This window comes from Klebsiella sp. K-3 (assembly GCF_051207495.1).
In the GTDB taxonomy this organism is placed as follows: Bacteria; Pseudomonadota; Gammaproteobacteria; order Enterobacterales; family Enterobacteriaceae; genus Klebsiella; species Klebsiella aerogenes.
In genome coordinates this window covers 44164-55426 of record NZ_JBPNXF010000003.1, presented here as the reverse complement: position 1 = coordinate 55426, position 11263 = coordinate 44164, and the positions used below count along the sequence as shown (strand labels likewise).

Annotated in this window: 11 protein-coding genes and 1 pseudogene; 8 read left to right on the top strand and 4 right to left on the bottom strand. The window is 47.5% G+C overall.

All coding sequences use genetic code 11. The features are described from left to right. Nucleotides 1-215 precede the first annotated feature (215 nt). Nucleotides 216-1379 (top strand): NapC/NirT family cytochrome c, encoded by a 1164-nt coding sequence (locus ACSEMK_RS05270; RefSeq protein WP_006798114.1) that lies wholly within the window; start codon nucleotides 216-218, stop codon nucleotides 1377-1379. Between the two features lie 9 nt (nucleotides 1380-1388). Beyond that, nucleotides 1389-3908, top strand: a complete 2520-nt coding sequence (torA, locus tag ACSEMK_RS05265) for a trimethylamine-N-oxide reductase TorA (protein WP_430914602.1) — start codon at nucleotides 1389-1391, stop codon at nucleotides 3906-3908. 187 nt (nucleotides 3909-4095) lie between these two features. Here the strand turns inward: torA and ACSEMK_RS05260 are convergent, their stop codons facing one another. Genes ACSEMK_RS05260 through ACSEMK_RS05250 form a run of 3 tightly spaced genes read right to left on the bottom strand, consistent with a single transcriptional unit; the run spans nucleotide 4096 to nucleotide 5211 of the window. After that, nucleotides 4096-4419, bottom strand: coding sequence for a contact-dependent growth inhibition system immunity protein (locus ACSEMK_RS05260; protein WP_430914601.1), 324 nt, complete (start codon nucleotides 4417-4419; stop codon nucleotides 4096-4098). Beyond that, nucleotides 4388-4876: an RNase A-like domain-containing protein gene (locus ACSEMK_RS05255; RefSeq protein WP_430914600.1), complete on the bottom strand. Its 489-nt coding sequence runs from the start codon at nucleotides 4874-4876 to the stop codon at nucleotides 4388-4390. Before ACSEMK_RS05255 ends, ACSEMK_RS05260 begins: the two co-directional genes overlap by 32 nt. Before the next feature lie 44 nt (nucleotides 4877-4920). Next, nucleotides 4921-5211 carry a hypothetical protein gene (locus tag ACSEMK_RS05250; protein ID WP_430914599.1) on the bottom strand — a complete coding sequence of 97 codons (291 nt, stop codon included), beginning with the start codon at nucleotides 5209-5211 and terminating at the stop codon, nucleotides 4921-4923. Between the two features lie 802 nt (nucleotides 5212-6013). Between ACSEMK_RS05250 and ACSEMK_RS05245 the strand changes: the two genes are divergently transcribed. The 4 genes from ACSEMK_RS05245 to ACSEMK_RS05230 all read left to right on the top strand — a co-directional run bounded on the left by ACSEMK_RS05245 (nucleotide 6014) and on the right by ACSEMK_RS05230 (nucleotide 9204). Then, nucleotides 6014-6241 (top strand): DUF1272 domain-containing protein, encoded by a 228-nt coding sequence (locus ACSEMK_RS05245; protein ID WP_072001133.1) that lies wholly within the window; start codon nucleotides 6014-6016, stop codon nucleotides 6239-6241. Between the two features lie 180 nt (nucleotides 6242-6421). After that, nucleotides 6422-7423 carry a hypothetical protein gene (locus tag ACSEMK_RS05240; protein WP_430914598.1) on the top strand — a complete coding sequence of 334 codons (1002 nt, stop codon included), beginning with the start codon at nucleotides 6422-6424 and terminating at the stop codon, nucleotides 7421-7423. Nucleotides 7424-7692: 269 nt separating this feature from the next. Continuing rightward, on the top strand, nucleotides 7693-8229 hold the full coding sequence (locus ACSEMK_RS05235; protein ID WP_430914597.1) for a dihydrofolate reductase family protein: 537 nt from the start codon (nucleotides 7693-7695) through the stop codon (nucleotides 8227-8229). Between the two features lie 174 nt (nucleotides 8230-8403). Further along, the gene (locus tag ACSEMK_RS05230) at nucleotides 8404-9204 is read left to right on the top strand and encodes a nucleotidyltransferase domain-containing protein (protein WP_042893193.1); all 801 of its coding nucleotides are present in this window, start codon (nucleotides 8404-8406) and stop codon (nucleotides 9202-9204) included. Between the two features lie 157 nt (nucleotides 9205-9361). Here ACSEMK_RS05230 and ACSEMK_RS05225 read toward each other — a convergent pair. After that, nucleotides 9362-9460, bottom strand: a pseudogene (locus ACSEMK_RS05225) (integrase arm-type DNA-binding domain-containing protein); the annotation flags it as partial. 494 nt (nucleotides 9461-9954) lie between these two features. Here ACSEMK_RS05225 and ACSEMK_RS05220 point away from each other — a divergent pair. Beyond that, nucleotides 9955-10800: a DUF6387 family protein gene (locus tag ACSEMK_RS05220; protein WP_048295361.1), complete on the top strand. Its 846-nt coding sequence runs from the start codon at nucleotides 9955-9957 to the stop codon at nucleotides 10798-10800. A 256-nt stretch (nucleotides 10801-11056) separates the two neighbouring features. After that, the gene (locus ACSEMK_RS05215) at nucleotides 11057-11263 is read left to right on the top strand and encodes a helix-turn-helix transcriptional regulator (protein WP_048295858.1); all 207 of its coding nucleotides are present in this window, start codon (nucleotides 11057-11059) and stop codon (nucleotides 11261-11263) included.

Sequence of the window (11263 nt, the reverse complement as noted above, 5' to 3'; positions counted from 1 at the left end):
GTGAGTATTGCTCGAAGGCATATTGGATTTGCAATGGGTTATCGCTCTGAAATCACAGGATAATCACCCCCGGCTGATTATCCTGGCTCCGAAAATCTCCATAAATACAGTTGGATTAGAAGGTGAGTGCAATCGTTATAGATTTATTTATATAACGATTGCCATCTGGCAGGGACTTTTGCGTCTTTCATTTAGGAAAAGGGTTAAATAATAAGATGAGTAAACTTTCACTGGAACGCTCTGGTAGGCGAAAAATTATATTTATCGCCTTGCTGGTTGGGATCATTATTGGCGTGGTATTGCTGGCTGGTACCGCGACTATTATGCATAAAACCAGCGATACCGAATTTTGTGTGTCATGTCATACCATGCAGCAGCCTCTGGCGGAATATCAGGGCAGCGTGCATTTTCAGAACGATAAAGGTATTCGCGCCGAGTGCGCCGATTGCCACGTTCCTCATCAGCCGATCGATTATATGCTGACCAAAATTGGCGCCTTGAAAGATGTCTGGGGTGAAATGACCGGCAAAATCGACACCCCGGAAAAATACGAGGCGCATAAACTGGCGATGGCCCAGAGCGTCTGGGATGGGTTGAAGAAAAGCGATTCGGCGACCTGCCGTTCCTGCCACGACTATAAAGCGATGGATATTCTGGCGCAAACCCCTGAAGCCCGTAAGCAGCACCCAGTGGCGATCAAAGAGGGTGAAACCTGTATCGACTGCCATAAAGGCGTGGCGCATATTCTGCCGAACATGAGCGGCCTGGCGGCGGCAGGGGCGAGCGAGCTCGCTAACGCGGCGGCGAAAACCCCGGCGACCGCGACCACCCTTTACACCATTCAGACCCAGCCGTTCTGGCTGAGCGAGAAAGCGGGCGACCATAACGACGGTAACCTGATGGCCTCCACTGAAGTGAAAGTGGTGAAACGTGAAGGCGACATGGTGCTGGCGGATGTTCATGGCTGGCAACAGGATGGCGTCACCGAAGCCTTCTACGCCGCGCGCGGCAAACGCATCATGAGCGCGCTGCTGGGCGAAGAGGCCCGCAAAGCGTTAAAAGTGTCTGGCTCCGTTACCGATGAAGAGACCAAACAGGTCTGGCATGAAGTCGATCTGCAGGTCTGGCTGCCGGCGAAAAATCTGATTGGCGATCAGCAAAAAATCTGGAGTTACGCTTCTGAATTAATGGCTAACAACTGTACCGGCTGTCATGGCCTGACCGAGTTGAATCGCTTTAACGCCAACCAGTGGATTGGGGTGGTTAAAGGTATGTCCGGCCGTACTTCACTGACTCAGGAACAGGTTCGTCTCCTGACCCAGTACGTACAAAAACATGCGAGCGACATGCCAGCAGCGGCCAATCAGGACAAACAATAAGGAGCCATGATGAAAAAGAATAACGATTATGACATGGCGGATCAGAGCCAGGAACCCGGTATGAATCTGACGCGTCGCCGTTTTCTGGCTGGCGCCAGCGCCCTGATGGCAGCGCCGCTGCTGGCGGGGCTGTGGCCGCGTTCGGCGCTGGCGGAGGCCATCAGCCAGGCGATGCCGCAGTTTATCGCATTGCGCCAGGCGCAAAGCGGGATTCTCACCGGCGCCCATTGGGGCGCGTTTGAAGCCATCGTTCGCGACGGCAAAATGGTTGACGTTCGCCCGATAAAAGACGATCCGTATCCCAACGAACTGATTACTATGGCGCCGTATCAGGTTCACGCCCAAAACCGGATTAAATATCCGATGGTGCGTAAAAGCTGGTTAGAAGGCGGGGCGAAAAACAGTAAGCCAGAACTGCGCGGCCGCGATGAGTGGGTCCGCGTCAGCTGGGATAAAGCCCTGCATCTGGTGGCGGGTGAAATCAGCCGTCTGCAAAAAGAGCATGGCCCATCATCTATTTATGCCGGTTCTTACGGCTGGAAAAGCGTCGGGATGTTCCACAACCCAAGAACGCTGCTGCAGCGCATGATGAACCTGGCAGGCGGCTTTGTCGGCTATTCCGGTGACTACTCCACCGGCGCGGCGCAGGTGATTATGCCGCACGTGGTCGGCTCTGTTGAAGTTTACGAACAGCAGACCGCGTGGCCAAACGTAATTGATAACAGCGAGCTGGTGGTGATGATCGGTTGTAACCCCATGATCACGCTGAAAAACAGCTGGAACCTGCCGGATCACGTCGGCCAGACGGGCTTTGAAGCGCTGAAGAAAAAGGGCACCCGGATGATCTGTATCGACCCGGTGCGCAGCGACAGCGCGCGTGAGTTAGGTGCCGAGTGGATCGCCCCGCGCAGCTACACCGACTGCGCGCTGATGGCGGGGGTGGCCCATACGCTGCTGGCAGAAAATCTGCATAACCCAGATTTCCTGAAAACCTACACCGTAGGGTTCGATAAATTTGAAGCTTACCTGAACGGTAAAGAGGATGGCGTCGTCAAGGATGCCAACTGGGCTGCGGATATCAGCGGCGTTGATGCTGAGACTATCAAGCAGCTGGCGCGAGATATGGCGAAGCATCGCACCATGATCATGGGCGGCTGGGGCATCCAGCGTCAGCATCATGGCGAACAGGCCCACTGGATGATGGTGACGCTGGCGGCCATGCTGGGGCAGATTGGCCTGCCCGGCGGCGGTTTCGGCTTTAGCTATCACTACTCTTCCGGCGGTAGCCCAACCGCGCGCGGCGGTATTCTGGCGGGGATTTCCGCCGGTAGCCCAACGTCGCCGGCGGCGAAAGATATTACGCCGTTCCCGGTGGCGCGCATCGCCGATGCGCTGGCGAACCCAGGCAAGACCATCGACTATAACGGCACGAAAGTCACCTATCCGGATATTAAAATGGTGTACGTGGCGGGCGGTAACACCTTCCACCAGCATCAGGATACCAACAACCTGGTGAAAGCTTGGCAGCATCCGGAAACCGTGGTGGTGAACGAACCGTACTGGACGGCGACGGCGAAACACGCGGACATCGTACTGCCGGTGACCACCACCTACGAGCGCAACGACATGGACATGGGCGGTGACTATTCGCAGCTTTATGTCTTCCCGCTGCGCCAGTGCGTGCCGCCGCAGAACGAAGCGAAAAACGATTTTGATGTCTTTGCGGGGATTTCCGAGATCCTTGGGGTGCACGAGGCCTTTACCGAAGGCAAAGATGAGATGCTGTGGTTGAAGGGCATGTATGACGAGATGAAAGCCCAGGCGCGCAACGCTCGCGTGGCGCTGCCGCCGTTTGATATGTTCTGGGCTTCCAACAACTACATTCGCTTCCCGATCCCGCAAGAGAACACCCAGTGGGTGCGTTTCGCCGATTTCCGCGAGAACCCGCTGCTCAACCCGCTGGGAACGCCGTCAGGGAAAATCGAGATCTACTCTGACGCCATCGCCAAAATGGGCTACGAGGACTGCAAAGCGATTCCAACCTGGATGCCGCCGCACGAGTGGTATCGCGGGCCGGAAGCCGAGAAATATCCGCTGTCGCTCAATACCGGTCACCCGATTAACCGTCTGCACTCTCAGCTCGATAATACGCCGCTGCGCAAGAAATACGCGGTGGCCGATCGCGAAGCCATCTGGATCCATCCGAAAGATGCTAGCGCGCGCGGCATCAGCGAAGGCGATCTGGTTCGCGCCTTTAACGATCGCGGGCAGATTCTGGTCGGGGCGGTGATTACCGATAACGTTCGCGAAGGTGTGGTGCGCATCAGCGAAGGGGCATGGTTTGATCCGGCCGATCCGTCACAGCCGGGATCGCTGTGTAAAAACGGTAACGTCAACTGTCTGACCTTTGACGTCGGCTCCTCCAGCCTGGCGCAGGGGAACTGTGGCCAGATGTCGCAGCTGCAGATCGAGAAGTACACCGGACCGGCGCTGAAAAACACCGCGCACGATGTGCCGGTAGGCGCGTAACCCGCAGCTGACGTTTGAAAGACAAAACGGACACTTCCGTGAGGGAGTGTCCGTTTTATTGTTGTGCTCTTTCCGGTAAGAGAGATTGCCGCGGCGCAGGTTTGCTATGGTTACCTGCGTATTCATATTAACAGTAAACGATCTTCTTAATGTGGATTAGAACTTACTGAATAAGATATTTTTGATACTAATGTTTTAATAAAAAAAGAGTTTTCTCCAGGAAGCTACGCCATGTTTCACCCCACGGTTCGGGATGGAACCTGTCATTCGCAATTTTCTCCATAATGGAGGTAAGCACTTCCTCATCTTCGATTTCTAATAAAGAGGAAATTTCTAATTTAGCATTTTCAATTGATGAGATACTGTAGTCACGATAGCTGCCGATAATCTCATTAATTGAATTGCCAAAATCATCGTGCTCGTTACTAAAATAAATAGTGAGCATATCCTGTATGGCAGGGTACTTACGGCCCGGGTTTTTATCCCATATACGGGTAAGACGTGAGAACATAGTACGGTTTCCCCTGATAAACTTGTTTCAGTAACACTACACGGACAGTATAACTGGTTTCTTTGACATTTAGTCCTTGCCGGAACCCGTATCCAATTGCACTACCGGTTTTATAGGTCAATTCAAGTGGACGAGAACCTGCGCCTGAATTTGCCCAATATACTACTTTGAGTTTATTGGCTTTTAATGCGCTACTGATAGCCTTTTCCGCATGTTGTACAGAATAAAATGATGATACAGACCTCATCTGAGGGCTTCGCGCCAGACGTTCCAGTAACTCTTTTTCTGAAATCGATACGTGTTTGGATAGCGTGTGACCGCCAATTTTTACTGGGCGTACGGCTTCATGCTCTATGATTCTAAAATTTCCTGCGCGGACATAAGCAACACGAGCAGCGCCTAAAGCGAGGCCAAATGCAGCCGGGGCAGCAATATCTACGGTCAGGCCAATGCTCATTGCTGTCTTTTCGTCGGCGCCGAACTGACGCGCAGTTTCAACAGCTAACTGGTAAGCCGCTGTACGGGTATCACGGCCTGTGATGATTTGGTCAATTGATGCTGAAGGCTATCGAGTCCATGGGCGCCAACGACGACACAGGCCGCTTTGGTCAACATAGTTGGGTCAGGAGCCGCGCATAAAATCGTAGCTCCGGCTAATTCAACAGTACTCATTGCTACATCGAGCCCACCTAGCAATCTGTTTTGTAGTGTCTCCGCTTCTGTTACTGTTTTATCAGACATTACTGCCGCCAACTGAACTGGCGACATTACAATATATAATCCATTATTCATAGTGCCCCCTGATATCTATCTGGCGATAGTAAAAAACATTATCGTGATTCGCAAATGAATCTCTACAAGTAATTTTTTGTTTCTTGGCTTTTGGTTTTTTTATGGGTGGGTTTTGTCGGCGGAACCTATAATTTTGGCTTATATTAAAACTATGTTTAATATGATCGAGTGAGGTGTCAGTAAATTTTTTACATAGTGTCTTTCTATATTTAAAACTATAGCGATTGATTCACTTTAAGTTGTTAGAAAATATTTTTATGAGTTTTATATATGGTGCTGGGTTTTATTCTTAGTATAAGACTGGCAGGATCGTCTACCGGGGGGTGTTCAGTCCACTTTTGCCGGGTTTCCATAGTTTTAGGCACCTCAAAAACAATAAAGCTTTATGAGGTGCCTAAAAGGTTCGGATTTAATTAGTTCTCTTCGGACTTCGCGGGACAAATTGAGGGCACAAAAAAGCCCGCAAGGCTTGCGCCGTGCGGGCTCTCAGGACTTCATCGGATGACTCTAATAATCACCGATGGAGAATTTTGGGCTAGCGTCCTTGTAATTGGTGGGGTAGGTGGTTGAGTTTTTTGGGGATTTTGTTTTTTTTTTCGCGAAGGGGAAGTTGCATGCTTGTCGTTCGTTTAAAGTAGTGAGCGTTTCTGTCGGGTAATTCACTCTCTTGATTTTTCCCGCCTGTAGACCATCCTTATCTAATATATGTGAAAAACAATGACGTCATCTATCGTTAGAAGGAGATAGGGATAGTTGGCTTTTGGTATATCTAATGATGCCCCTTTAACAATAAGAGAGAACCATGCTTGAACTCCGTCCTAATTGCGAATGCTGTGATAAAGATCTGCCCCCTGAATCAAAAGAGGCATTCATCTGTTCATTTGAATGCACATTTTGTATTGATTGCGTGACCCAACGACTTAGTGGCCTGTGCCCGAACTGCGGAGGGGAACTGGTGCGACGTCCAATACGCCCCGAAGCATCTCTCCTGCGATATCCTGCATCCAGTCAGCGTCACTATAAACAGTAGAGATGAAAACTATATTCTCTCTTTGCTTATAACGTCTTAAGTGATCCTGCTAGCCGTCTGCATAGTGCCAGGTGCGGACATTGCTGACACATGGTACGCTAGTTTAAGGGGGTGAAGTTATCTATGTTACAACCAGATGACAAACCGTTCATTCATGATTTTTAATAGCGCAGGTCATACATGGATATTCGCACACGAAAGACAAATTTCTTAGAGTCGTTAGATTCAACTGAAACCATATGCAAAGCAGTAAGTCTCGCTATAGATTGCATGATTGATAATCTTAATAATAATGAGGATACCCCCTTAGTTGTTACCAGCTATGATGACCTCTGTAGGTGCCAGGTACTAGATTATGTACAGGAATTTTGCGAAGCTGCATTCCCCGACATTGAGAAAGACTACTTTAATCCTAGCATACTTAACATTAATGGGAGGACTAGTGAAGAAGCCTGTATTAACTTAATTAAACTCTTAAGAAGTACAAAATGCATACTATTCTGGTCAGATACTCCATCGTGGTTCGCTAGCCTCCCCGACGGATTATTCCATGTTGTTAACATTGATCAAAAAACCGTTACTCGCGGCCTTAATAAGAAAAATTCTAAGCCGACAATAATCAATAAAGAGTACAGCGTAGATACACTACTATCAGAGCTATTTTTGAATGGCGCCAATATGGAGAAAACCAACGTAGACAACATTTCTGAGGCAGACATGAAGTTCTATGATGAATGCCAAGCTAGATTAATCAGACCAATACCCGCTCCAGTAGGCGCGTCATATGATGAAGAGATCACAATTAAATCTCCAGATTGGCAGAAACTCGCGTGTGTAGCTTTACGCCGCTATCAGTCAAAGGAATGCCATGACGGAATGTCATGGGATACAACCTATCACGGTTGGATTAATGTAATCGCGTATCCATTCATCGACGAAATACCATCAATTGATAATAGCGGTAATCGACAATGTTTAGTTGGCCTAGTCACAATAAACAATTCAAATGCAAATTCGCCGTACCTATCTACCGTTTGGATACATCCATTTTATCGCAGGGGAGGGTTATTAAGAAAATTATGGCCAAAATTACAAGAGCGATATGGAAGTAACTTCGAAATTGAGCAACCTAATGAAAATATGAAAGCATTTTTGAAAAGTGTGAAACACGCAGATTACTAATTTATGAATCAGCCTGTGGAGTTAGGGTTGGTGTGAACAAGTGGAGTAACAGCCTTAACGTGATGCTATGCAGATTTATAACATGCGAAACATTTCAGAAGAACCCATTCGTTGTGACCTGCTCCCTGATAATTCACACAGAAGGCTATTAGCAATGTCCGCTACTCGCTCACAGAGGACCTTCAGCTTAGGTAACTTGCTCGCTTCGTGCCTGGTGCTGACATTGCTAAACTCAACGAGATATATGCAACCTGAATACGGAGCTCTTGATGGTCACCACACATGTTTTCATCGCGGTCAGTCTTGATGGTTATATCGCTCGACAGGATGGCGATATCGACTGGCTGTTGAAGCGCGATGACCCGACAGAAGATCATGGCTATGCCGCATTTATCGCAGACAAAGATTGGATCATTATGGGGCGAGGCAGCTATGAGAAGGTGCTGACTTTTGACGAATGGCCTTATGACCGACCCGTGCTGGTACTTTCCCGGCAGCTAACTGATACTCCAGTGCCCGAAGCGCTGAAGGGTAAGGTGCAGTTTTCATGCTTCACGCCGAGAGAGGCTCTTGCTCACCTCAAGGAGAAAAACGTGCACAGGGTATATATCGATGGCGGGCAGTTAATACAGTCGTTCCTGCGCGAAGGTTTGGTTGCCGATATCGTTGTCACCATCGTTCCTGTCCTGCTCGGTTCGGGAAAACCGCTGTTCGGAGTACTGACCAATGATATCGATTTGACGCTATTATCCAGCCGCAGCTTCCCTTCGGGTCTGGTGCAGTCGCACTATCGGCTGATGTCATAAGCTGAATCTGAGCATAGTAGCGACCTCCGCCGATAACCGCTGTGGTGATTGTGGGATCAGCCAAAAGGGCGTTATCTCTCCAGGGATATTACTGTTCCTGCAAAAATATCTGGCCTGAATATAAACAACTCGATATTCTGAAATGCTTTGTATTTTTTGTGAACAGGAAAAAGTATGCTGAGTACATTACCCGATTTACACAGAAGTTTTGCAGAGCAACTCAAACTTAAATTTCAGTCTGATTCGCGAATTCACTCCCTTCTCGCTGGCGGCTCGATTGTTCATGGCGGGTTTGATAAATACTCCGATCTCGATTTTGTCGTTGTCGTAGACACTCTCCACTATGACGAAATCATGACGCAGCGTAGGGAGCTTGCCGGAACATTAGGCCATCTGCTCCATGCTTTTACCGGGGAACATGTCGGAGAGCCTCGCCTGCTAATATGCCTGTATGGCCCAGAACTACTTCATGTCGATCTGAAATTCGTCACTCTGGAAATGCTCACTCAACGCGTTGAGGAGCCAGCAGTGTTATTTACCCGTGATAACACTGCTCTGCAGCGACAACTGGCAAAATTTAGTGCTCACTGGCCTGATATGACGCCGGAGTGGTTTGAGTCCCGAGCCTGGATCTGGCTGCATTATGCAGTGGTTAAGTTGGGAAGGGGCGAACTCTTTGAAGCGATTGGTATGCTGTCATTCTTCCGCGAGCAGGTGCTGGGGCCAATGCTGTACCGTCGTGCCAATCTTCCGCAACGTGGGGTTCGCCGCATTGAATTCCACGGCATTGACCCTGATGGCCTGCTGACTTCCACGTTGGCAACGCACGATCGTGACTCCGTCAGCATGGCCATCAGAATGGCTGTTGACGCTTATATCAATCTGCGAGCTGATGCTCTGCCTGAGAATATCGCAGATGATGCGGCTCGTTGGGCGGTTCTTGCGATGCTGAAAGCGTATTCTGACAGGGTTTAAATCTGTACTCCGGTCGCTTACACGGCCGGAGTAAAAGTACCAGCGATCTAAATACCAGATTGGCTGTCGTAGTTTAGTTAGTACAATCCATGATAAAGCCAGATTCAGGTGTCAAGAGTAAGGTCAGCTATCTAAAAAACGTAACCTGCCTGGATGGGATACTTACAGCATCACTATCATAGATAACGTAGTCCGCTTCTTTGGAGTTGGCTGATTCGATTTCTTTAACGGCTAAAGGTTTGGTTTGTCTTGCGATTGCCGGGTTTCCATAGTTTTAGGCACCTCAAAAACAATAAAGCTTTATGAGGTGCCTAAAAGGTTCGGGTTTAATTATTTGGCATCAGATTTCGAGAGACAAATTGAGGGTGCAAAAAAGCCCGCAGGGCTTGCGCCGTGCGGGCTCTTAGGACTTCATCGGATGACTCTGGTAATCACTGATGGAGAATTTTGGGCTGGCGTCCCTGTAATTAACCATTTATTAAATTGATTTATATGGTTCTTTTAACTATTAATTTTACGTATGGTTCTAAAAAGGAACCATAAATCTTAATGCTATTAGTATGAGTCCTCGCGATGAGCAGATTGTATCAAAAAGATAAAAAATCTTCTGTTCAACTCCCTGTCAGTAACTGAACTCATAGTTAAGGTCCGTTGCGCTTTTCATGTTTGGGTGAATGCGGTAACTTTTCTCAATAGTTCGATTCTATCCGCAGGAAGTTCCCGCATAAGGCAAAGGTAGGAGAATGAAATTTGAAAAATTGGACACCAGAACATACGAAGGACATCAAGTGCTGGTTTAACATTGAGACTTACTGGGGTTTTGAAGAGCTAACCTTGATAAGGTTCTATCATGAGTTGTGGGCCAGAACTATCTTTTTCAAATCATATCGCAGGGATTATGAAAACCAAGCTGCAATGGAATATTTCGAAAAAATTTTCAGCGGTAACCCTTTCTTGATTGAAGAAGAAAGGTTGGGTTACATGACTCAGAAGGACAATCTTTTTCAACCTCCACACTTCTTGCTGACTACTACAGATGAAATTGCCCGTTTGAGCATTCTCTCCATGAAAAGAGGTATGTTCTACTGGGATGGTGATTACGGATATGTAGTAAATAAGGAGTTTGAAGAAAAGCCTGTCTCTGAGAGTATGCCTGATGAATTCACACGAACGGTCATGTTCGAAATTGACCTGGCAAGTGGTACAGATGAAGAAATCGCAGAGTCTCTCAAATCTGCACTTCCCCAGTGGCGAAAGTTTAAAGGAATAGAAGAAAACCCGCTTGAATCTGTTCGTTTTGGTTATGGTACCATCAAGAAACTAATCAATTATCGGATCATACCTATGCTGGACATTCTCATATGGGCAAAGATAAAAAAGGTTCGTATTTCCGATGACAGATTATCAAGACTGCTCTACACCGATGAAGACGAAGAAACTGAAATGAGGTTGCCACAGCAAATCAAAGATACTGACAGACCTCTCGCTCTAAAAGCTTCTACTATTGATTTTATCAGGCAATTGCATTTTTTCATGAACAAGAATAGCCATCTAAAAGATGTGAAAGTATCTGACGTAATAAAACTTGTAGATTAGATTAAGATACCGCAAAAGGCATCAGTGATGGTGCCTTTTTTTATAATGTTACATTATAAATATCATATGTAAAACATAGGGTTATAGCCAAGAGTGTCCTCATGTCAAAAAAAGGAGGAGATTCATGGTGCCTGAATTTCCTCTGTTTCAGTGGATACGAACATCAATAATTTTCGACTCTGGAATCTCTCTCCTTTTTCTCAACAACCGTTTGTATAGTGACTCCATCGAAACGACGAAGCATGAGGAACTTATAATGAATAATCAAACAACCCGTCTTATCCGTCTGCCAGAAGTGCAAAAACGTACTGGATTCAGCAAAGCATGGATTTATAGACTTATCAGCGAAAAGCGTTTTCCTACTCCTATAAAAATTGGTTTACGGGCAGTGGCTTTTGTTGAAAATGAGATAGAAGAATGGATTCAATCAGCAATCGAAGGAAGCAGAATAAAAGTTTCTTAA

Excerpts from the sequence above, each read along its gene's own strand:
- ACSEMK_RS05270 (WP_006798114.1), top strand. The coding sequence starts at position 216 with ATGAGTAAACTTTCACTGGAACGCTCTGGTAGGCGAAAAATTATATTT.
- torA (WP_430914602.1), top strand. The coding sequence starts at position 1,389 with ATGAAAAAGAATAACGATTATGACATGGCGGATCAGAGCCAGGAACCC.
- ACSEMK_RS05260 (WP_430914601.1), bottom strand. The coding sequence starts at position 4,419 with ATGTTCTCACGTCTTACCCGTATATGGGATAAAAACCCGGGCCGTAAG.
- ACSEMK_RS05255 (WP_430914600.1), bottom strand. The coding sequence starts at position 4,876 with ATGAGCATTGGCCTGACCGTAGATATTGCTGCCCCGGCTGCATTTGGC.
- ACSEMK_RS05250 (WP_430914599.1), bottom strand. The coding sequence starts at position 5,211 with ATGAATAATGGATTATATATTGTAATGTCGCCAGTTCAGTTGGCGGCA.
- ACSEMK_RS05245 (WP_072001133.1), top strand. The coding sequence starts at position 6,014 with ATGCTTGAACTCCGTCCTAATTGCGAATGCTGTGATAAAGATCTGCCC.
- ACSEMK_RS05240 (WP_430914598.1), top strand. The coding sequence starts at position 6,422 with ATGGATATTCGCACACGAAAGACAAATTTCTTAGAGTCGTTAGATTCA.
- ACSEMK_RS05235 (WP_430914597.1), top strand. The coding sequence starts at position 7,693 with ATGGTCACCACACATGTTTTCATCGCGGTCAGTCTTGATGGTTATATC.
- ACSEMK_RS05230 (WP_042893193.1), top strand. The coding sequence starts at position 8,404 with ATGCTGAGTACATTACCCGATTTACACAGAAGTTTTGCAGAGCAACTC.
- ACSEMK_RS05215 (WP_048295858.1), top strand. The coding sequence starts at position 11,057 with ATGAATAATCAAACAACCCGTCTTATCCGTCTGCCAGAAGTGCAAAAA.